Here is a 19,376-nt window from a genome sequence, read left to right as displayed (position 1 = left end):
GTCAGTGCGGTGACGAAAGCAGTTTGAAGCGCTTCCACAGCTTCTTCAATGTCTGATGATCGGCAGCGACGCGTGACGCGAGGAAGCCGCGTGCGAAGGCCGCGCCCGAGGCTGCTTCCGGCGACGTTTTCAACAACGACTTCAGAAGCTGATCGGCGACGACGGCATCGTTGCGCCAGCCGAGATCATCCTGAAGCGCGGTGAGCGCGTCGACATAATGGCGAACGGCCTGCTTCGGGCATAGCGACGCGAAGAACTCGGTGGCGTATCGAACTTTTTTCGCCGCGATGCGGGCGCGGTGACGACGGTGATCGTCCAGATCGGCCAAACCCTTGCCACGTTTGATCAGTTTCTTGTGCCGACGACGCAGGACATCGGCGGCGAATGACTTCACCGGGCCACTGATTGCGTTACGCTGTTCGTCGGACATCTCATCTCGCCAGCCTTTGCGGTTCACCCAAAGCGCGAATTGGAGCGCGAGCCGCGTGTAGCGAACCGACTCGACCGCGGCAGCCGCGCGCTGCCGGTTGTTGACGGCAATCTGCTCGCACGCCTGTCTGACGGGCCGGATCTCGTCCGCATTGCCGTCGGCGCCGGCATGGTCGAGCGTCGACCCCGCAAGCACTGCCCAGTCGCGCGCGGTGCCGAGTTCCGAGGCAATCCAGCGCAACTCCTCGTCGAATCCGGACGAGGCGGGGATGACCTTCGCAAACAGGTCGAGAGCCGAACGCAAGCGGCGAAGTCCCACGCGCATCTGATGGACGCTCGATGGATCGTGGCCCGATACGACGCCCCGTTCATTCGCATGGACCTGGTCCAGACAGTTGCGCACAATTGCGCAGAACGCATCCTCGACCGAATCGCGTTTGTTCAGTCGCACTGGTTGCGCTTTTACCGCCTCGCTGTGCTCGTCGACGAGCAGTGCATACCCGATATCCGCCTTGCTGCGACGATCGATACACAGCGGCACAGTTTCGAGCATTTCCAGCGCGACGCGGTACAGCACATCCGGATTGCCCTGTTTCAGTTCCAGTTCCACCGCGGCGATCTGCACTGATCCTGAATCCGCCTCGACGCTTCCTTCGTCGAGAGCAAGCTCGAGTTCGTCTCCGGACGGCTGGCGCAGCACAAACGCTGATCGGTTGATCCGCGTGACGAACACCGGCTTCAGTTGGGCCGCAACGGTCTCGTCGCGAATCAGCTTTCCGCAGTCGCTGTCGTCGGGGATTTGGTCGCACAGCGGCGTCAGATCGGGCGCGTCGCTATTCACGGGCATCTCGAACTCGTCCCGGTCGAACAATCCCGCCTTTGCCGATCCTTCGCGCTTCAGCGTCTGGATTTTGTCGTTGCCGACGGTGCGCACGCGCAGCGAAGCCCCGCACCAGTGAAATGAAAAATCGGGCGTATCGAAATAGGTGCTCGTCAGCAGGTGAGGCGTTCCCGCTGTGGCTTCTGATTGCGCAAGCATCGACGCGTTACGCAATTTGCCGAGATCTTCCTTCGCAACGCGCAGCTTCAGTTCCCGTTCCATGTTGCCTCCGAAATGAGCACCAGACTGTCAGACTACACCGGATTGGCTGGACCGCGTCGCGGCCGATCGTCCCCAGTGGCCTCACATAAAAATCGGACACGGAAAAGTGGATGAGACGGTGGACGAGCTTGGCGCGAATCCCTGTACACGTTGGGACATCTTGATTAGGAAATGATCATTTCCTATAATCGCCATATGACTACACGCAACCATGCCGCCAGACAGGCACGTGCTCCAGGTCGTCCACGCGAATTCGATATGGACGTGGCGCTGGACGGCGCAATCCAGATTTTTCGCGAGCGCGGTTTTCAAGGGACGTCTCTTGGCGACCTCGGGTCCGCGATGGGACTCACGGCCGGCAGTATCTATAAGGCGTTCGAAGATAAGCGAGCGGTATTCCTTGCCGCGCTCAAGCGCTACATCCACCTACGAAATGGCCAGTTGCAGGGCCTGCTCGACGCGGAGCAGACCGGCCGCGACAAGGTACGAGCCATTCTGCGGTTTTATGCTGAGTCTGCAATTGGCGATGAGGGCAAGCGAGGCTGTCTCGTAGTCGGAAGTGCCGTCGACCTGCTGGCCTTCGACGATGAGGTCGCGAGTCACGTGGTCGCGTCTTTGCAGCGAACGGAGCGTCTGTTGTGTCGTTTGATCCGAGTGGGCCAGACAGACGGTTCGATCGCGTCCGCCGTGGATCCAGACGCTACCGGCCGCGCTCTGCTGAGTCTGACGCAAGGTTTCAGGGTCGTCGGCAAAGTCGGGCGATCCCGGGCACACATGATGGCGGCGGCGGATCAGGCCATGCGTCTGCTGGACTAATCACGGCAAGACATAGCATGGCATGACCTCCGCGTGCCGCTCGCCCTATTAGGAAATGACCATTTCCTAACATTATCCGCTGATGAGAAAAACCGCTCAACGGTGTCATCCCCCAACCCAGAGGAGTCTCGTTCGTGAAAACACATCACTCGCCCATGCCATCAGGGAGTTCCGGAATCGTAAGTACGTTGCCAGTAGCAAGGCCCGTGGTGGGGCTAGCAGGATTCGAGCACAAGTTCGCAACCGTAGACGGACTGAGGTTGCACTACGTCACCGGTGGAAACCCACAGGGCGACGTGGTCGTGTTGCTCGCGGGCTTTCCCGAGAGCTGGTTCGCCTGGCGCAAAGTGATGGGACTGCTTGCAAAGACCTACCGAGTCGTCGCACCGGACCTTCCCGGACAAGGTGATTCGGATCGTCCGATGGACGGCTACGACACGCAAACCCTTGCGAGCCATGTTCACGGTTTGCTCCAGCAACTGGGGATCACCCGGTACTGTCTTGCTGCACACGACATTGGAGCGTGGGTGGCTTTTCCTTACGCCGTAATGTTCGGCGACGAGGTCCGGCGACTCGCGCTGCTGGATGCGGGGATCCCCGGCGTGACGTTGCCTGATGCGTTGCCGAGCGCGCCCGAGCGTGCATGGCGCACGTGGCATTTCGCATTTCACGGGCTGCCGGACCTGCCGGAAGTGCTGCTCGCCGGCAAGGAACGTGAATACCTCGAGTGGTTTTTGCGGCGAAAGGCGGCCAATCCCGATACTTTCACTGACGCCGATATCGATGAATATCTACGCATTCTCAAGAAAGACGGCGGCTTACGCGCGGGCCTTGCGTATTACCGGGCCGCGCATGTGTCCGCCCAACAGAATGCAGAACTGAAGCAACGAGGCATGCTCGACCTGCCACTGCTGACGCTCGGCTCCGATCAAGGTTCCATCGCCGATATGGCAACACCTTTGAGAGCCTTTTTCACCGACGTCAAAGGCCGCACCATTAGTCACTGCGGGCACTTCATTCCAGAAGAACAACCGCGCGCGGTCGCTGACGAACTCACTGCGTTCTTTGGAAGCGGAGAGGGGTAACGGGGCTACGCGGGCGCAAGATGCCGCGCATGGGTCAGGCGATGCGGGCGTGCTGTACGACGATCCATGCGGACCACACAAGCAACGCAATGCCGAGCGGCTTGCCGATGGACTTGCCCCAGCGGAAATTCTTCTCGGCCGACATGATCGCGCCCAGCGCCAGCATCCAGCCGACGCTGCCAGTGCCGACCGCGAACATCAGCAGCATCAGGGCCCAACAGCAGCCGACGCAGAAAGCGCCGTGACCGATGCCGAGCGCAAAGCTCTCGCGGCGCGCGTTCCTGCCGCGCCAATGCTCGGTGATGAACATCAGCGGCGAGCGGCATTTGTCGAGACATCGATGCTTGAGGCTGCTGAACTGATAAAGGCCCGCGAGCGCGACGATCGCGGCGCCGATCAGCCAGCCGTTTGCAAGCAAGCTCGCAGACTGGTCCACGACCAGATGGAGCGCCGCGTCGAAGCCGTGCGCGAGCACACCGAACAGCGCCCACGTCGTCGCATAACCGACGATCAGAAGCGCCATCAGCGTGCGCCGGTTTGCGCGCGCGATGGTCATCCGCCGGAAGGTGTCGAAGAGCGGGAAGGCGGTCGGCAGCATCATCGCCGCGATCATCAGCAGCCATGCGACGCTGTGCAGCAATGCCGCAATCGTGAGGCTCGCGCCGGGCACCTCACGGCATATCGCGCCGACGAGCGGCAGTTCGGCCCAACTCGCATGATGCAGAAAACGCGCATAGGGCCCCGCATCCCATATCCATAACGCGATCCACGCGCTGCCCGTCAATGCGACGAAAAGCGGCGCGAACAGCCGCGAGCGTGCGAGCATCTTCACGACGCGAAGCTGAACGATCCCTGAATGGCGTTATGTCCGGTCAAGGCGAGGTCGAGATCGAGCTTTTCGTGCCGCAGGCGGAATGCGTTCGCCTTGCCGACGAAAGCCGGGGAACCGGGTATCGTCGAAAAGATGCTTTCGACCAGTTTGGTCGGCTCGCCGGTCGGGCCGCGATAGGGCTCCAACTCGGCCTCGATGGCTTCACCGACTTTCATCCTGCCCTTGCCGTCGACGACCGTGTATTCGATCGGCGCGCGTTCCACGGACACGACTTCGCCGATCAACTGCACGAGATCCGCGATTGGGCCACCGCGCTCGCCACGGTACACGCTAACCAGGGCGTCGAATTGCGCGTCGCTCGCGCGCTCGTCGACGAACATCGCGACGCGCCAACCGCCTTTGAGCACGTTGCCGGGAATGAACGCCGCGAACGCGATCGTCAGGCCCGATACATCGACGCCGTCGATCATGCCTTGATCGTAGTGGTATGCAAGCGCGCTGCGGCAAACGCCGTTATCGGGATCTTCTCCGATCCAGCACGGACACAGCACCTTGCATTCACACACTTCGAGGATGCTGCCCATCAGTTGATAGCTCATTCACGCCTCCGCTGCCGGTTGGATCCGGCTGGGAAGAACATCGCCGGACATCCTCTGTTGTAGCTGTTAAGCGGGCAGTAATCAAAGCCTTCGGGGCGCTGCGAATGATTGAAGCGGCTTACACAGTCGGTTCTTTTGCGGTACAGGACGGGGGGCGCGGAGTCCGGTTGGCGGTCCTGAAGCGCATGGCGCATCGACGATTTTCGTAACTAACTCTTATATAAGACATAAGACATTTGACCTTGCGTAGGTATTGCAATTAAAATCGCGATCGAAGCAGTGCCCGGCACAGCTTGGAGTGCCTTAAAAGCCTTTCCCTGAAACGCAAATACCAGCAGGTCCCCCATGCTTGAAAATTTTCGTGCTCACGTGGCCGCGCGCGCCGCGCTCGGCATTCCTCCCTTGCCGCTGACGGCTCAGCAGACCGCCGAGCTGGTCGAACTCCTGACGAACCCGCCCGCTGGCGAAGAGCAGACGCTGCTCGACCTGATCACCAACCGCGTGCCCGCCGGTGTGGACGAAGCCGCCCGCGTGAAGGCAGGCTTCCTCGCCGCCGTGGCCCAAGGCCAGACCGCCTGCGCGCTGATCTCGCGCGCCCGTGCCACCGAACTGCTCGGCACGATGCTGGGCGGCTACAACATCCAGCCGCTGATCGAACTGCTGTCCGACGCCGAAGTGGGCACCGTGGCCGCCGACGCGCTGAAGAAAACGCTGCTGATGTTCGACCAGTTCCACGACGTCAAGGAACTGGCCGACAAGGGCAACGCCAATGCGAAGGCCGTGATGCAAAGCTGGGCCGACGCCGAATGGTTCACGAGCCGTCCGGAAGTGCCGCAAAGCCTGACCATCACCGTCTTCAAGGTGACGGGCGAAACCAATACCGACGACCTGTCGCCGGCCCCGGATGCGACCACCCGTCCGGACATCCCACTGCACGCACTGGCAATGCTGAAGAACGCGCGTCCCGGTATCACGCCGGAAGAAGACGGCAAGCGTGGCCCGGTCAAGTTCATCGAGTCGCTGAAGGAAAAGGGCCACCTGGTCGCGTACGTGGGCGACGTGGTCGGCACCGGCTCCTCGCGCAAATCGGCGACCAACTCGGTGCTGTGGTTCACGGGCGAAGACATCCCCTTCATCCCGAACAAGCGCTTCGGCGGCGTGTGCCTCGGCGGCAAGATCGCCCCGATCTTCTACAACACGATGGAAGACGCCGGCGCTCTGCCGATCGAACTCGATGTGTCGCAAATGGAAATGGGCGACGTGGTCGAACTGCGCCCGTACGAAGGCAAAGCCCTGAAGAATGGCGCAGTGATCGCCGAGTTCCAGGTCAAGTCCGACGTGCTGTTCGATGAAGTGCGCGCCGGCGGCCGCATTCCGCTGATCATCGGTCGCGGCCTGACCACCAAGGCACGTGAAGCGCTGGGCCTCGCTCCGTCGACGCTGTTCCGCCTGCCGCAGCAGCCCGCCAACAGCGGCAAGGGTTTCTCGCTGGCGCAGAAGATGGTCGGCCGCGCTTGCGGGCTGCCGGAAGGCCAGGGCGTCCGTCCGGGCACATACTGCGAACCGAAGATGACCTCGGTCGGCTCGCAGGACACCACGGGCCCGATGACCCGCGACGAACTGAAGGACCTGGCGTGCCTCGGCTTCTCGGCCGATCTCGTCATGCAGTCGTTCTGCCACACCGCCGCTTATCCGAAGCCGGTGGACGTCAAGACCCACCAGACGCTGCCGAACTTCATCAGCAACCGTGGCGGCATCGCGCTGCGCCCGGGCGACGGCGTGATCCACTCGTGGCTGAACCGCATGCTGTTGCCCGACACCGTGGGCACCGGCGGCGACTCGCACACGCGCTTCCCGATCGGCATCAGCTTCCCGGCCGGTTCGGGTCTGGTCGCCTTCGCGGCCGCCACCGGCACGATGCCGCTGGACATGCCGGAATCGGTGCTGGTCCGCTTCAAGGGCAAGATGCAGCCGGGCGTGACCCTGCGTGACCTCGTCAACGCGATTCCGCTGTACGCGATCAAGCAAGGCACGCTGACGGTTGCCAAGCAAGGCAAGAAGAACGTCTTCTCCGGCCGCATTCTCGAAATCGAAGGCCTGCCCGATCTGAAGGTCGAGCAAGCGTTCGAACTGTCGGATGCTTCCGCCGAGCGCTCGGCCGCCGGTTGCACGGTGCACCTGAACAAGGAACCGATCATCGAATACCTGAACAGCAACGTCACGCTGCTGAAGTGGATGATCGCTCAGGGCTACCAGGATCCGCGCAGCCTGCAGCGCCGCATCAAGGCGATGGAGCAGTGGCTGGCCGACCCGCAACTGCTGTCGCCGGATGCCGACGCCGAATACGCAGCCGTCATCGAGATCGATCTCGCCGACATCCACGAGCCGATCGTGGCCTGCCCGAACGATCCGGACGACGTGAAGACGCTGTCGGACGTGGCCGGCGCGAAGATCGACGAAGTGTTCATCGGCTCGTGCATGACCAACATCGGTCACTTCCGCGCCGCGTCGAAGCTGCTGGAAGGTAAGCGCGACATCCCGGTCAAGCTGTGGGTGGCCCCGCCGACCAAGATGGATCAGAAGCAACTGACCGAGGAAGGCCATTACGGCGTCTTCGGCACGGCGGGTGCGCGTACCGAAATGCCGGGCTGCTCGCTGTGCATGGGCAACCAGGCACAGGTGCGCGAAGGCGCGACGGTCATGTCGACGTCGACCCGTAACTTCCCGAACCGCCTCGGCAAGAACACGAACGTGTACCTCGGCTCGGCGGAATTGGCGGCGATCTGCTCGCGCCTCGGCAAGATCCCGACCAAGGAGGAGTACATGGCCGACATGAGCGTGCTCAATGCCAACGGCGACAAGATCTATCAATACATGAACTTCGACCAGATCGAAGACTTCAAGGAAGTCGCCGACGCCGTGACGATGTAAGTGTGCTGTCGGACTACGGCGTGTGGTTCGCGTCGTAGCGCCACGAAATGGCGCCGTGGGCTGAATGCCTGCGGCGCCATTTTTTTGCGGCGTTCGAGTCGAGGTCCGCGCGGGCCAGCGTCGCCGGGATCGCAGAGGAATCTCAGGGACTGGCGATAGCCGATCCGCATCGCAAGACAAACCCCGCGACCTGGTCCAACGCGTATCGGGCGCTTGCGAGCTCGTCGATCGAGAGTTGGAACACGTGATGGAGTCCCTCATAGATTTCCAACTGCACCGCGTTTCCCCGCTGCGCAGCGGCAGCCGCGTAGCGCCGGGCGTCGTCGAGCAGCAGTTCGTCCGTACCGACCTGAATGGCGATCGGCGGCAGATGTGCGGGAACGTGGTACAGCGGCGACGCGCGTCGGTCCGCGGGATCGGCTGACCCAAGGTACGCGGCCGCGGCATCGGCGAGTATGGGCCGCGTCAAGACCGCGTCGCGGGTCTCCTCACTGCGCGACGACGGGCCCGTCAACGCAAGATCGAGCCACGGCGAGAAAGTGGCCACACAAGAAACGTTCATCGACCGGCCTCCATCAGCGCCCAGCGCCGCAAGCGCGAGCCCGCCGCCTGCCGAGTCGCCAACCAGCGCGATGCCGCGAATGCCCGACTGCGCCATCCACCGCAACGCTTCGATCACGGCATCGTATGCCGCGGGAAACGGATGCTCGGGCGCAAGCGGATAGTCGAGAACGAAGGTGTCGATGCCGGCACGCACGGCGATCTGACTCGCCAGGCCGCGATAACCGGTGGCAGACCCGAGTACGAACGCGCCTCCGTGCAGAAAGAGGATCGCGCGGCCGGCCACGGCGGATTCGGGCCGAATCCACCAACCCTTTACGTCCGCGCTCTCGACTCTTTCAAGATCGACGCCATCCGCAATAGGCGTTTGCGCCGTCATCGCGTCGTAGGCCTCACGCGAGGCTCCGCCGAATTCCGCAAAGAGTCGCTGAGTACGGTCGAGCACCGATATCGCCGCCTCGCGGTCGTCGTCACTCAAGGGGTGCCGCATCTCGATCAGGTAGGTCTGCTGTACGACGCTCATCATTTGCTCCTTCGTTAGCGGTGGTCGATGGGCAGACGATATCGATTCCATGCAGCGTCCAGAAGAAGGCCGAACGGAATACAATCAATTCCATTCTGGAAGTTTTGGGAGGCAAGGGGTGGACCGTCTGGATGCGCTCAAACTTTTCGTCCGCATCGTCGAGAGCGGGAGTTTCGCTGCGGCGGCGCGCGAAATAGGCGTGGGCCAGCCCGCGGTCAGCAAGCAGATCGCGTCGCTCGAACGCCATCTTGGCGCGCAACTGGTCAGGCGTACGTCGCGCAGCATGACGCTGACCGAGACGGGACAATCGGTCTATGAAGCGGGTTTGCGCATCATTGGAGATTTCACGGAGCTCGAATCGTCCGTAGGGCGCGGTCAGGTTTCGCCGGCCGGGATGGTCCGGGTCACCGTGGCGCCGGTTTTTGGCCGGCTGCATGTGGTGCCGCGCCTGCCGGCATTTTTCGCCAGGTATCCGAACGTGTCCGTGGACCTGTCGGCAACGGAGCGAACCGTCAATCTGGTCGAGGAGGGCTTCGACCTTTCGATCAAAAGCGGGCGGCTTGCCGACTCTTCGATGATTGCAAGGCAACTGGCATCGAGCCCAGTCGTTGTGGTCGCAACGCCGGATTACCTCGAAAAACACGGGCGCCCCGAACGGCCACAGGAGCTCGCCCGACATGCCTGCGTCGTTTTCGCACCGCTGCGCGAGCCGCGGGCGTGGCGCTTCGAAAACGTCGACGGTCCCGGCTTGCACGTCCCGTCCGGCAATTTTCACACCGGCGACGCGGAACAGATTCGCGCTGCCGTGCTCGCCCATATGGGACTGGTTCAAGCGCCGGCGTGGCTCTTTGCACCGGAGATCGCGAGCGGTGCGGTCGTCAGCCTGTTGCCGGATTTCGCGCCGGCGCCGATGCCCATCCACGCCGTTCATCCTGCCGGCCGACGATTGCCGACCAAGACCCGCGTATTTATCGATTTCGTTTCGGAAATTCTCACGTCTGATCCCGGTCCGGCCTTTGTCCCGGTCAGGACCTAGCGAGTATTCCGCCGACACCGGATCATGCCGAACAGGGATAGCGGTCCGGCCTTGCCGCGCCGAAGCCAACCCCCGGTCGACAAGGCACTGAACCCGTCCGACAATGCTTTGCGAAACACGGTCGAACGGGCTGCGATCCACGCGTCTTTTTCCAAATGCGGCGTGGGTCCCAGGTGGTCGTCCGCGATTTTTTTGACGCCCCCTGTCCGTCAGCATGCGGCCCGCGCGTCATTGTGATGGCGGCCGATGCAATTCATCCGCCTCAACCCCATGACGGAGGCTCAAATGGAATACCTGTTGATGATCTACTCGGAAGAAAACGGCTGGAACAAGATGACCGACAGCGAGCGGCAGCAAGGCGTTGCCGCCTATCACGCGTACACCGAATCGTTGAAGAAAGCGGGGGCTCTGGTGGGGGCCAACCGGCTGCAGCACACGAACACGGCCACCACGGTGCGGCTCGTCGACGGCAAGCCGCAGGTGCTCGATGGACCGTATTCCGATTCGAAGGAGCAACTCGCCGGCTACTACCTGATCGACGTGCCGAACCTCGACGCGGCGATGTCGTGGGCGTCGCGTTGTCCCGGCGCGGCGCACGGCGTCATGGAGGTGCGCCCGGTCTGGACCGCCCCTTACGAGGCACCCACTGCATGAGTGCGTCCGGCGGCGCCCCTGGCGATGACGGCGCCGCGCGTTCGATTGCCGAGGCGGTGGCCCGCCGCAGCTACGGCAAGCTCGTCGCGCTGCTGGCAATGCGCACGCGCGACGTCGCCGCAGCCGAGGACGCGCTCGCCGACGCATTCGCGGCCGCGCTCGCGGACTGGCCGGAGCACGGCTGTCCCGCGAGTCCCGAAGCGTGGCTGATGACGGTCGCGCGCCGCCGGGCGATCGACGGCGCGCGTCGCCGCCAGGTCGGCGACGACGTGGCGAACCAGGTGATGATCCTCTCCGACGAGATCGACGAGAGTGAGGCAGGCGCGTTGCCCGACCGGCGGCTTGCGCTGCTGTTCGCGTGCACGCACCCTGCGCTCGAGGCCGCGATTCGCACGCCGCTGATGCTGCAAGTGGTGTTGGGGCTGGAAGCGAAGACGATTGCGTCGGCATTCCTGATGTCGCCCGCCGCGATGAGCAAACGTCTCGTGCGGGCGAAGACGAAGATCCGCGAGGCGGGCATTCCGTTCAGCGTGCCCGAGCGCGAGGAGCTGCCCGGACGGCTCGACGCAGTGCTCGAAGCGGTCTATGCGGCGTATGCGGAAGGTTGGACGGACCCGGTCGGCGGCGATACGGAGCGGCGCGACCTGGCCGACGAGGCGCTATATCTCGCGCAACTGCTCGTCGAGTTGCTTCCTGACGAACCTGAGACGTTGGGCCTGCTCGCGCTGATGCTGTTTGCACAGGCGCGACGTGATGCGCGACGCGATGCGGCTGGCGACTACGTGCCGCTGTCGGCCCAGGACCTTGCAACGTGGAACGCGCCGATGATCGACGCGGCGAACGCACTGCTGCGGCGCGCGAACGCGCTCAACGCAATCGGGCGCTTTCAGCTCGAGGCCGCGCTGCAGTCGGCGCATGTGGATCGCTGCCGGACGCGTCGCCCGAACTGGGACGAAATCGTGCAGCTGTACGACGGGCTGTTCGCCATTGCGGCGTCGCCGGTAGTGGCTGTGAACCGCGCGCTGGCCGTGGCGGAACGTGACAGCCCGCAAGCGGCGCTCGACGCGCTGGCGCGGTATGCGGACGATCCGAGGCTGGCCGACTACCAGCCCTACTGGGCCGCACGCGCCAATCTGCTCGCGCGTACCGGCGCGACCGCGCAAGCACTCGGCGCGTACGATCTGGCAATCGGTCTGGAGCGTGATCCGGCCGTGCGCCGGTTCCTGCAGCGCAAGCGAATGGAGCTTGCATCGGCGAGCAGTTAGCGGCGCGGGTTGCGTTTGCCTGCTTCGTCAGGTCGGGCGTGGCGGCTTTGCCCCGACAGGCCTGCGCCCTGAACCTCACCGCTCCGGCTGCAACAGCCCCCAGCTCACGAGAATCGCCTGGATGCTGCGCGCGTAGGCGTCGCGCTCGTGCGGCGATTCCGAGTGATACGCTCCGATTGCGCGCCATGTGTTGCCGTATCGCAGCATCTTCTGCTTGAGCAGCCACGCGGCCACGAAGATATTCACGCACGGGTCCGTCAGCGCGCGGTGCGGAATGCCCCGGCTCTCGAGTTCAGGAAAGTGAATCGAATTGATCTGCAGTTGTCCCACGTCGATCGAACCGTTGGCGTTGCGGTTGATGGCGCTCGCGTCGCCTTTCGATTCGCGCCATGCCACGGCGCGGAGCACGTGCGGATTGACGCCCTGGTAAGCGCCCGCCTTGTCGAAGCAATCGTCGGCGGACGGAGCGGCTTGCGCGGCCGAACTGCCGAGCGCCAGCAGCGCCGCCCAGGCGCATATGGCCCACGACCGCAAAGGGCGGAAGGCGTTGGTCTTCTGCTTGTCCATGGGTCGGGGCTCCAGGTCCTGCTTTACTGCGCCAGCGCGGAATCGAGCTGCCGCTCGATGTCCTTGAGATAGGTGCGCGACTCATCGGAGACGACGAGGCGCGGCGTCGGCATCGCGCAGTGGCAATCGTGCTGGTGCGTCTTCTTCTTGTTGTGCGACGTCGAGCGCGGCGCGGGAAGGTCGTCGTCGTCGCCGGTGGAGGGCGGCAGCATGGAGAGCGTGGGCAGCGGCGGGTAGACCTTGTCCGCGGAGGCTGTGGTGGCAGCGGTGGCAGTGCCGGCCGCAGTCGCAGGCGCGCTGGCAGCGGGCTGGCCCGCCCATGCGGCCGAACCTAAGCATAGCGATGCCGCGGCGAAAGCAATCAGGCGCATCGTGTCAGCTCCCCGCATGTAGCGGCTGGATCGAGACGCTGTACGTCTGGTTCGCGCCGGTCGTAAGGTTTTCGAGCGTGGGTTTGAGCCCCTGCTGGGGCACGCCCCGCCAGATCGCCTGGTTGATGTACTTGAAGTCCTGGCCCAGCGCCGTTACGCGGATCACCGTGGGCTGCTTCTGCGCGGCGGCGAGCGCACCCGCCTTGGCGAGCACCGTGGTCAGTTGCGGATCGCGCGCGCCGAGTGCATCGGCGGGAATGTCGAACTTCATGATCACGTTCGACACCGCAGGTTTCTCGGCTTGAGCCGTATTGGGCTGCTGCAGTTGTGCGCAGCCTGTTACAAACATTACGGCAAGTAAGAGCACGGCGCGCGTCACGTCGGGGTCTCCAAAGTTTCGTGGCGATGTACGCGTTTTCGGCTTGGGATGCTGAGACTTGATACCTGGGGGCAAACGTTTGCGAAAAAGAAAGAGTTCGCTCTCGCGGCGCCGCTTCCCGGAAGGTTGCTGCGTGCACCTCCGCCTTCGAGCAAAGAACTTCTTGCCCTCTCGGGTAAAGCCACAGCGATTGCTACGCGTACGCTAGTCGGGACGCGATCGACCTGACGCCCCAACCCGACGAACCGACTCACGCATACCGCGCAAGAAACATATCCGCCGCCGCTTCCGCGATCCGCTTCTGCTCGCCGGCATCGAGCGGCACTTGACCCATCGCCACTTGCGGCCAGAAGGCAAAAGCCTTCACGAGCCCCTGCAACTGCAGTGCTGCGAAGACGGGATCCTCGGTCTTGATGCGGCCGTCCGCGGCAGCCGCCCGGAGCCATGCCGTCAGATCCTCCTCGCGTTCCCCCATGCGAGCGACCATCTCGCGTGCGCGCTCCGGCGAATGGATGCCAGCCGCGATCGCCACCCGTGCAAGCGACAAAAAGGACTCGTCGTGAAGCAGCCGCAGCTTGCGCTCCAGCAGATCGAGCAACTGCGCGCGCAACGGTTGGTCGGCGCGATAAGAGGGCGCATCGCCGTCCTGGCTCGCGTCCCACAATTGCTGGAGAATCGCCGCGAAAAGCGCTTCCTTGCTCGGGAAATGGTTATAGACCGTGCGCTTCGAGACGTTCGCGCGGGCGGCGATACGGTCCATGCTGGTTGCGTCGTAGCCGGCCGCGAGGAATTCCTCGATCGCGGCAGCGACGATCGCGACGCGCTTTCGGTCAGTCAGACGTTGGGGGCGGGGACTGGATTCCATCCAACGATTTTACACTGGCCAGTTTACTTTTCTTGAAAATAAACTACACTGCCGAGTGTAAATTTTCTTCGGAAGGTCAACTTCATGACGTCGCTTCCCGCCTTTGTCCGCCGAATGCTCGGCGTGAACGCCGCACAGCGCAGCCGCGCGACATTCAGCCTGTCGCCGCAGCATGACGGCGAACGCTTTCGCAACGTCAAGCCGCGTCCGGCGGAAAGCCTGCGCAAAACGCTCGGGCTCGCGTGGACGGTGTTGTTCAACAAGCCGAGCGGCACCGTGCCGGCCGACGCGTTGCCGGTCGATACGCTGACGCGCGCGCAACTCGACATGGCGCCCGACCGCAGCCTCTACCGGCTCGGTCATTCGACGATGCTGCTGAAGTTGCGCGGCAAGTTCTGGCTGACCGATCCCGTGTTCGCCGAGCGGGCGTCTCCGTTCCGCAATCTCGGTCCGAAGCGCTTTCATGCGCCGCCGATCTCGCTCGACGATTTGCCGCCGCTGCGCGGCGTGATCCTGTCGCACGATCACTACGACCATCTCGACCGCGAAACCGTGCTGATACTGGCGCAGCGTACCGAGGTGTTTTTGACGCCGCTTGGGGTCGGCGACCGGCTCATCGAATGGGGTATCGACGCGGCAAAGGTCCGGCAGTTCGACTGGTGGCAGGGCGCGGAGGTCGAGGGCATCGAGTTCACCGCGACGCCCGCGCAGCACTTCTCCGGGCGCAGCCTGTTCGACGGCAACCGGACGTTGTGGGCTTCGTGGGTGATCGTCGATCACGATTTGCGCGTGTTTTTCAGTGGCGACACCGGTTACTTCGATGGTTTCAGCGCGATCGGCGAGCGCCTCGGACCATTCGACGTCACGTTGATCGAGACCGGCGCGTACGACGCGATGTGGCCATACGTCCATATGCAGCCCGAAGAAACCGTGCAGGCGCATATCGACCTGCGCGGCCGCTGGCTCGTGCCGATCCATAACGGCACCTTCGACCTCGCGATGCATCGCTGGCAGGAGCCGTTCGAAAGGGTGACGGGGCTGGCGCTCGCGCGCGGCGTCGCGCTGTCGACACCGCGCATGGGCGAGCGGCTCGATCTGACCGCGGTGCATCGCGGCGAACGCTGGTGGCGCGACGTTGCGCAAACCGCTGCCGTGCCGAAGGCTTCGTGGCGGATGTGCGCGTCGCGCGGGGTCCAGGAGGGGGAGTCGTCCTGAGGTCGTTGGCACCGCCACGTCTTTGCGGCGGACGAGAGCGCCCGAGCGGACTGTTTCGCGGCGGCGCGCCGGTGCGGCGCGCGCACGTTGCCGTTCCCGCCGAAGCGCTCGCGACCTCGAAGTACGCTCCGTCGGAACTGTCCGCCGCGGCGTGATACGCGACCGTCGATCTGCGGGTTAATTCTTCAGGTCGGCGAGAATGCGTTCCGCGAGAAAATCGCACACAGGTCGTTTCGAAGCGGCACTTCGCGCCAGCACGACTTCAAGCGTGCCGATTTCCGGCAGGCCATTCGCGGCTCCCAGCAGCGAGAAGTGAGCCGGTACCGCGCACTTGGCCAACGGAGTCACCGCGAGTCCGGCCTCGGCCATCGTCAGCAGACCCAGCAGACTCGGACTTTCATACGAGGTTCGATACGTGATGCGCGCGCGCTCCAGGCTCCGGATGGCTTTCTCCCGCGCGACGCTGCCGGGCAAAAACACGGCGATGGGCAAGGGCCTTTCACGCCAGATCTCGGTCGCGCCTGGCGCGGCGGCCCAGACCATCGGTTCGTGACGCAGGAACTCGCCGTGCAATCCTTTCACGCGCGTCGCGCAGACGAGATCGACCGTGCCGTCCTTCAACATGGGCTCGAGAGCGACGCTTGGCAGGCCCACTACCTGAATCTCCGCCTTCGGATAGGTCGCCGAGAATTTCTTGAGGATCGGCGGGAACAGTGACGTCGCATAGTCGTCAGGCACGCCGATCACCACGCGTCCGGTCACGTCGGGCCGTACCACCGCCGCCCACGCTTCGTCGCGCAGGGCGATCATCCGTCGCGCGTAGGTCAACAGCATTTCGCCGTCCTGCGTCGGCACCACGCTGCGAGGCTTGCGCACGAAAAGCGCCTTGCCGAGCGCCGTCTCGAGCGTCTTGATCTGCATGCTCACCGCCGATTGCGAACGATGCACGACCTGCGCCGCGCGACTGATCGTGCCGGCGTCCGCGACCGCGATGATCATGGACAGCACGTCCAGATCGAGCGCTTTCATTTCCGTTGCCATGATCGTTGATATCAGAAAAGTAGATCGATTCCATCAATATTATGCGATTTTCTTTTGCGAAGACACCCTCGATAGTGGCGGCAAAGGAGCCCTGTGATGAATGCACGTATCAGCCCATCGATTCTGGCCTCGGGCTTTGGCGCGTCCGCGCCATCGTTCGTGACCACCGCATCGAGTCTTGCGATACCGTATGTCGAGTCCGGGCGCGGCGAGCCGATGGTGTTCGTGCACGGCTCGCTTTGCGACTATCGCTATTGGGACGCCCAGATGGCCTCCCTGTCGGGCCGGTTTCGCTGCTTCGCGCCGAGCTTGAGCCATTACTGGCCCGAGATCGACGCATTTGGACACAGCGACTTCAGTTGGGAGGCGCATGTCGAGGAAATTGCCGGATTCATCACGGCGCTCGACCTTGCTCCCGTTCATCTGGTCGGTCACTCGCGGGGTGGGTGCGTGGCTTTCCATCTCGCGCGCGAATTTCCGCGCCTCGTGAAAACGCTGACGCTAGCCGATCCCGGCGGCCCGCTGCAAACCGAACCGAGGGGGCAGCCCGCGTTCATGCCGCCGGCGACCAACGTGTTGCGCGCACGGGTCGCGGAACTGATCGAGCGGGGCGAGTTCGACGCCGGCTTGTCGATGTTCGTCGACTCGGTGAGCATGCCGGGGTTCTGGAACAAAAGCCCGGAGAGCTTTCGTCGCATGGCGCTCGACAACGCGCTCACGCTGCCAAAGCAGTTGCTCGATCCGCTTCCCGCCTATACGCCGGAAGCCGCGCGCGATATCAAGTGCCGTACGTTGTTGATCGACGGCCAGAAAAGTCCCCGTATGTTCCGCAATACGGTCGACAAGCTCGAACAGTGGATCGAGTTTGCCGAACGCGAAACGATCGACGGTGCGTCGCATGGGATGAATGTCGCGAGACCGGATGCGTTCAACAGGGCGGTTGCGACTTTCGCGGCGTAGCCCATAGGGGGCAGCCCCGCGCATCGCGCGCTTCTTAATGTCGAGACGCGGCCAGCAAGGTATCGATCTTGTGATCCTGGGCCAGCAACTCGGCCGCCGTACTCGAATGAACGACCGAGCCGCGCTCGAGCACCACGGCGTTGTGCGTGATGCCCAGCGCCTTGCGCGCGTTCTGCTCGCTTCTGGGCGATGTCCGTGATGGCGGCGGTGGCCTTCGTTGTCTCGGCGACCTGAAACTGGTTGATGTCCTCGAGTGTCGCGGTGTAACCGATGTAGATCGGCAGCAGGTTCTTGTTCAGGGTTTGGATAGCCTGACTACGGAGGCCTTCGGCTTGCAACCCGACGATCTGCTCGACGGCACGGTCGTAGTCCGCGCTTTGCTTCACGAGCCGCGCGCCCACTTCGGGACGCGCCAGCGATTTCGACGGCTCCAGCCGAAGCACGCTGCCTCTTCATTGGGCGGCCAGCGGCAGCCGGACACAGTTCTTGCTCGCGTATTCATCGATTCATCTATTCGGCGGGGGCCAGGCGCAAAGCCGGCACGCATAGTGCGGACACGCGAGCGCCATCGTGCCAACGGGCGACACGGGCGCAGCGTCGAGCGACCCAGCGGTCACGACGACGCCCGATGCCATGCAACCGGGCCCTCGACCACAAGGAGGACTTTCAATGAAAGACATCGATCTGAACCAGCGCGTCGAAGAAATCGAACTGGCTCTTTCCACGCTATTCGAGTCGCCGAAGGCGCCCGCGATCAGCAGCTACGACGACGGCCGGACGTTCTTCATCCAAGCCTCCTGGGTCGTCGAGTCACGTGGCGACACGACGCTGGATGCGCGATGCGTGCTCACACTCCACTTTTCGGATTCGCAGATTCAGCGTTACGCGCAGATGGACACGGCACAACGTATCCTCGTGCGCGAACGCCTCTGCCAAATGGTCCGCGATCGACTCGGAGCGGAAAGCGGTGAGCTGCCCTTGCGGGGAGAGTGCGCCGAAGACCTGCAGGTGGAGGATCGGCTGCTGGATGTCGACGATCAGCTCTGATCCATCGCGGACGGCGTGCGACCGCGGATTGGCGATTGGCTGTCCGAGCCGGCAGCCGCCTGCCAATCGAATTGCGGCCGAATCTCCACGATGTAGCGAGGTCGAAAAGTGACTAGGACGATTCTTCGCTCGGGACTGGGGGCGGGAGCGACTCGAGCAACTTCACGAGCCTTGCCTGCTGCTGCGGAGTCAGTCCTTGAGTAGCGCTCACCTGCTGAACACGCGCGCGCCAGTAGGTCCGGCTGAACAACGAATCCGCGCCATCGGAGGACAGGATCCGTTCGAGATGGGAAATCGCATCTCCAGCGGTCAGGGGTGTATAGGGGCTCTCCCTGTCCGGGGGCCCTTTCTTGAGTGTTGTTTTCATCCACTTCTCTCAGGTGGTGACCGGCTGAGTCCGGTCGTATACGTCCGGCTTCAATTGGCCGGTTCGTGCCAAACAACCCATGCGGGGCGCGCGCGTCATGCTACCCGGCGGGCCAGGTAGCATGACGCGCGCGGGGTCGCGTGGCGACGCGACCCATTGCAAGCGGCACGGCCCCGGTGTTCAGCAAAGCTCCGCGGCGGCCACCCACGGCATCGTCTGGAATTGCCTGAGAACGGTGTGCAGCGATCCGGAGAGCCTGTCGGCAAACGCGATCGTCATGTCTTCGACGTCATGTTTACGATTGCTCGTAATCCGTACGTCCTCGATGGCATCTGCGACCGGCATCAATACCTGCCACACTGCAACGACCCGCATGCAGCCGCGCCTCGTACGAACCGTAATCTGATGGCCTGTAGCCTTTAATTGTCCGGTGGTTTCCGGTGTCATTCTTCAGCCCTCTCGATGTATCTGATTTTTTATTGGCACGGACGATGCACCTACATTCGCCCGCGCGGTTGATGCCACCACTCATGATGATCCAGATGTCGTAGCAGTCGTGCCCGTCTGCGCTCACGGCGATAGTGATCAATCACCATCAGCATTGCGATGCTGAGGGCCAAGCCCCCAATGATCAGGCCCATCCAGGTCTCACTCATGACACGTTCCTCTCATGGAAGCACAGGGGTGTTGCGTGAATGGTTCACGCCGCTTCGTCCGATGTTCCGGGGCGT

The 19,376-nt window shown here is 63.3% G+C and carries 21 protein-coding genes; 9 read left to right on the top strand and 12 right to left on the bottom strand.

Annotated features, from left to right (window positions below):
• Window position 1: 1 nt before the first annotated feature.
• Window positions 2–1,531 (bottom strand): CYTH and CHAD domain-containing protein, encoded by a 1,530-nt coding sequence (locus OKW45_RS36015; protein ID WP_429473589.1) that lies wholly within the window; start codon window positions 1,529–1,531, stop codon window positions 2–4.
• Between the two features lie 258 nt (window positions 1,532–1,789).
• Here OKW45_RS36015 and OKW45_RS36010 point away from each other — a divergent pair, with 258 nt between their 5' ends.
• Both OKW45_RS36010 and OKW45_RS36005 read left to right on the top strand, forming a co-directional pair.
• A complete protein-coding gene (locus OKW45_RS36010) occupies window positions 1,790–2,347 on the top strand; it encodes a TetR/AcrR family transcriptional regulator (RefSeq protein WP_429474022.1) in 558 nt (185 codons plus the stop codon).
• A 260-nt stretch (window positions 2,348–2,607) separates the two neighbouring features.
• Complete coding sequence (locus OKW45_RS36005) at window positions 2,608–3,432, top strand: alpha/beta fold hydrolase (protein ID WP_018422523.1); 825 nt, start codon at window positions 2,608–2,610, stop codon at window positions 3,430–3,432.
• A gap of 34 nt (window positions 3,433–3,466) precedes the next feature.
• Here OKW45_RS36005 and OKW45_RS36000 read toward each other — a convergent pair whose 3' ends face one another.
• Together OKW45_RS36000 and OKW45_RS35995 are read right to left on the bottom strand one after the other, a co-directional pair.
• Window positions 3,467–4,258, bottom strand: coding sequence for a DUF2182 domain-containing protein (locus OKW45_RS36000; protein WP_429474021.1), 792 nt, complete (start codon window positions 4,256–4,258; stop codon window positions 3,467–3,469).
• A gap of 2 nt (window positions 4,259–4,260) precedes the next feature.
• The gene (locus OKW45_RS35995; protein WP_429473588.1) at window positions 4,261–4,863 is read right to left on the bottom strand and encodes a DUF1326 domain-containing protein; all 603 of its coding nucleotides are present in this window, start codon (window positions 4,861–4,863) and stop codon (window positions 4,261–4,263) included.
• Between the two features lie 345 nt (window positions 4,864–5,208).
• Here OKW45_RS35995 and acnB point away from each other — a divergent pair, with 345 nt between their 5' ends.
• A complete protein-coding gene (acnB, locus tag OKW45_RS35990; RefSeq protein WP_429473587.1) occupies window positions 5,209–7,794 on the top strand; it encodes a bifunctional aconitate hydratase 2/2-methylisocitrate dehydratase in 2,586 nt (861 codons plus the stop codon).
• 142 nt (window positions 7,795–7,936) lie between these two features.
• Here acnB and OKW45_RS35985 read toward each other — a convergent pair whose 3' ends face one another.
• Window positions 7,937–8,881, bottom strand: a complete 945-nt coding sequence (locus OKW45_RS35985; RefSeq protein WP_429473586.1) for an alpha/beta hydrolase fold domain-containing protein — start codon at window positions 8,879–8,881, stop codon at window positions 7,937–7,939.
• On the bottom strand, window positions 8,826–9,137 hold the full coding sequence (locus OKW45_RS35980) for a hypothetical protein (RefSeq protein ID WP_239499193.1): 312 nt from the start codon (window positions 9,135–9,137) through the stop codon (window positions 8,826–8,828). Before OKW45_RS35980 ends, OKW45_RS35985 begins: the two co-directional genes overlap by 56 nt.
• Between OKW45_RS35980 and OKW45_RS35975 the strand changes: the two genes are divergently transcribed.
• From OKW45_RS35975 to OKW45_RS35965, 3 genes are all read left to right on the top strand, one after another.
• Entirely contained in the window at window positions 9,033–9,914 is an 882-nt protein-coding gene (locus tag OKW45_RS35975) for a LysR family transcriptional regulator (protein ID WP_239499187.1), read from the top strand. The genes OKW45_RS35980 and OKW45_RS35975 overlap by 105 nt on opposite strands.
• Before the next feature lie 285 nt (window positions 9,915–10,199).
• The gene (locus tag OKW45_RS35970; RefSeq protein WP_018422516.1) at window positions 10,200–10,568 is read left to right on the top strand and encodes a YciI family protein; all 369 of its coding nucleotides are present in this window, start codon (window positions 10,200–10,202) and stop codon (window positions 10,566–10,568) included.
• Window positions 10,565–11,833: an RNA polymerase sigma factor gene (locus OKW45_RS35965; protein ID WP_429473585.1), complete on the top strand. Its 1,269-nt coding sequence runs from the start codon at window positions 10,565–10,567 to the stop codon at window positions 11,831–11,833. The genes OKW45_RS35970 and OKW45_RS35965 overlap by 4 nt, the downstream gene beginning before the upstream one ends.
• 75 nt (window positions 11,834–11,908) lie before the next feature.
• Here OKW45_RS35965 and OKW45_RS35960 read toward each other — a convergent pair whose 3' ends face one another.
• The 4 genes from OKW45_RS35960 to OKW45_RS35945 all read right to left on the bottom strand — a co-directional run bounded on the left by OKW45_RS35960 (window position 11,909) and on the right by OKW45_RS35945 (window position 14,015).
• On the bottom strand, window positions 11,909–12,400 hold the full coding sequence (locus OKW45_RS35960) for a lytic transglycosylase domain-containing protein (RefSeq protein WP_429473584.1): 492 nt from the start codon (window positions 12,398–12,400) through the stop codon (window positions 11,909–11,911).
• Between the two features lie 23 nt (window positions 12,401–12,423).
• Window positions 12,424–12,771 carry a hypothetical protein gene (locus tag OKW45_RS35955; RefSeq protein ID WP_429473583.1) on the bottom strand — a complete coding sequence of 116 codons (348 nt, stop codon included), beginning with the start codon at window positions 12,769–12,771 and terminating at the stop codon, window positions 12,424–12,426.
• Between the two features lie 4 nt (window positions 12,772–12,775).
• A complete protein-coding gene (locus OKW45_RS35950; protein WP_184005612.1) occupies window positions 12,776–13,150 on the bottom strand; it encodes a hypothetical protein in 375 nt (124 codons plus the stop codon).
• A 250-nt stretch (window positions 13,151–13,400) separates the two neighbouring features.
• Window positions 13,401–14,015, bottom strand: a complete 615-nt coding sequence (locus OKW45_RS35945) for a TetR/AcrR family transcriptional regulator (RefSeq protein WP_429473582.1) — start codon at window positions 14,013–14,015, stop codon at window positions 13,401–13,403.
• An 84-nt stretch (window positions 14,016–14,099) separates the two neighbouring features.
• On the opposite strand from OKW45_RS35945, the gene OKW45_RS35940 reads away from it, so the two are divergent.
• Complete coding sequence (locus tag OKW45_RS35940; protein WP_429473581.1) at window positions 14,100–15,230, top strand: MBL fold metallo-hydrolase; 1,131 nt, start codon at window positions 14,100–14,102, stop codon at window positions 15,228–15,230.
• Window positions 15,231–15,407: 177 nt separating this feature from the next.
• On the opposite strand, the gene OKW45_RS35935 is transcribed toward OKW45_RS35940, so the two are convergent.
• Window positions 15,408–16,259 carry a LysR substrate-binding domain-containing protein gene (locus tag OKW45_RS35935; RefSeq protein ID WP_026226163.1) on the bottom strand — a complete coding sequence of 284 codons (852 nt, stop codon included), beginning with the start codon at window positions 16,257–16,259 and terminating at the stop codon, window positions 15,408–15,410.
• Between the two features lie 108 nt (window positions 16,260–16,367).
• On the opposite strand from OKW45_RS35935, the gene OKW45_RS35930 reads away from it, so the two are divergent.
• Window positions 16,368–17,231 carry an alpha/beta fold hydrolase gene (locus OKW45_RS35930; RefSeq protein ID WP_018422507.1) on the top strand — a complete coding sequence of 288 codons (864 nt, stop codon included), beginning with the start codon at window positions 16,368–16,370 and terminating at the stop codon, window positions 17,229–17,231.
• A gap of 669 nt (window positions 17,232–17,900) precedes the next feature.
• On the top strand, window positions 17,901–18,278 hold the full coding sequence (locus OKW45_RS35925) for a DUF3022 domain-containing protein (protein ID WP_429473580.1): 378 nt from the start codon (window positions 17,901–17,903) through the stop codon (window positions 18,276–18,278).
• Between the two features lie 112 nt (window positions 18,279–18,390).
• Here OKW45_RS35925 and OKW45_RS35920 read toward each other — a convergent pair whose 3' ends face one another.
• Window positions 18,391–18,645 carry a hypothetical protein gene (locus tag OKW45_RS35920; RefSeq protein ID WP_018422504.1) on the bottom strand — a complete coding sequence of 85 codons (255 nt, stop codon included), beginning with the start codon at window positions 18,643–18,645 and terminating at the stop codon, window positions 18,391–18,393.
• Between the two features lie 180 nt (window positions 18,646–18,825).
• Window positions 18,826–19,092 carry a hypothetical protein gene (locus OKW45_RS35915; RefSeq protein ID WP_018422503.1) on the bottom strand — a complete coding sequence of 89 codons (267 nt, stop codon included), beginning with the start codon at window positions 19,090–19,092 and terminating at the stop codon, window positions 18,826–18,828.
• Between the last annotated feature and the right edge of the window lie 284 nt (window positions 19,093–19,376).

The sequence above is a fragment of the Paraburkholderia lebeckiae genome (assembly GCF_050436225.1).
Lineage (GTDB): Bacteria > Pseudomonadota > Gammaproteobacteria > Burkholderiales > Burkholderiaceae > Paraburkholderia > Paraburkholderia tuberum.
This window is presented reverse-complemented; position numbering and strand designations above follow the sequence as displayed.

Coding starts and splice junctions, on each gene's coding strand:
- OKW45_RS35970 (WP_018422516.1), top strand. CDS start 10,200: ATGGAATACCTGTTGATGATCTACTCGGAAGAAAACGGCTGGAACAAG.
- OKW45_RS35935 (WP_026226163.1), bottom strand. CDS start 16,259: ATGAAAGCGCTCGATCTGGACGTGCTGTCCATGATCATCGCGGTCGCG.
- OKW45_RS36010 (WP_429474022.1), top strand. CDS start 1,790: ATGGACGTGGCGCTGGACGGCGCAATCCAGATTTTTCGCGAGCGCGGT.
- acnB (WP_429473587.1), top strand. CDS start 5,209: ATGCTTGAAAATTTTCGTGCTCACGTGGCCGCGCGCGCCGCGCTCGGC.
- OKW45_RS35920 (WP_018422504.1), bottom strand. CDS start 18,645: ATGAAAACAACACTCAAGAAAGGGCCCCCGGACAGGGAGAGCCCCTAT.
- OKW45_RS36015 (WP_429473589.1), bottom strand. CDS start 1,531: ATGGAACGGGAACTGAAGCTGCGCGTTGCGAAGGAAGATCTCGGCAAA.
- OKW45_RS35960 (WP_429473584.1), bottom strand. CDS start 12,400: ATGGACAAGCAGAAGACCAACGCCTTCCGCCCTTTGCGGTCGTGGGCC.
- OKW45_RS35940 (WP_429473581.1), top strand. CDS start 14,100: ATGACGTCGCTTCCCGCCTTTGTCCGCCGAATGCTCGGCGTGAACGCC.
- OKW45_RS35925 (WP_429473580.1), top strand. CDS start 17,901: ATGAAAGACATCGATCTGAACCAGCGCGTCGAAGAAATCGAACTGGCT.
- OKW45_RS35930 (WP_018422507.1), top strand. CDS start 16,368: ATGAATGCACGTATCAGCCCATCGATTCTGGCCTCGGGCTTTGGCGCG.
- OKW45_RS35985 (WP_429473586.1), bottom strand. CDS start 8,881: ATGATGAGCGTCGTACAGCAGACCTACCTGATCGAGATGCGGCACCCC.
- OKW45_RS35955 (WP_429473583.1), bottom strand. CDS start 12,771: ATGCGCCTGATTGCTTTCGCCGCGGCATCGCTATGCTTAGGTTCGGCC.
- OKW45_RS35995 (WP_429473588.1), bottom strand. CDS start 4,863: ATGAGCTATCAACTGATGGGCAGCATCCTCGAAGTGTGTGAATGCAAG.
- OKW45_RS35945 (WP_429473582.1), bottom strand. CDS start 14,015: ATGGAATCCAGTCCCCGCCCCCAACGTCTGACTGACCGAAAGCGCGTC.
- OKW45_RS35915 (WP_018422503.1), bottom strand. CDS start 19,092: ATGACACCGGAAACCACCGGACAATTAAAGGCTACAGGCCATCAGATT.
- OKW45_RS36000 (WP_429474021.1), bottom strand. CDS start 4,258: ATGCTCGCACGCTCGCGGCTGTTCGCGCCGCTTTTCGTCGCATTGACG.
- OKW45_RS35965 (WP_429473585.1), top strand. CDS start 10,565: ATGAGTGCGTCCGGCGGCGCCCCTGGCGATGACGGCGCCGCGCGTTCG.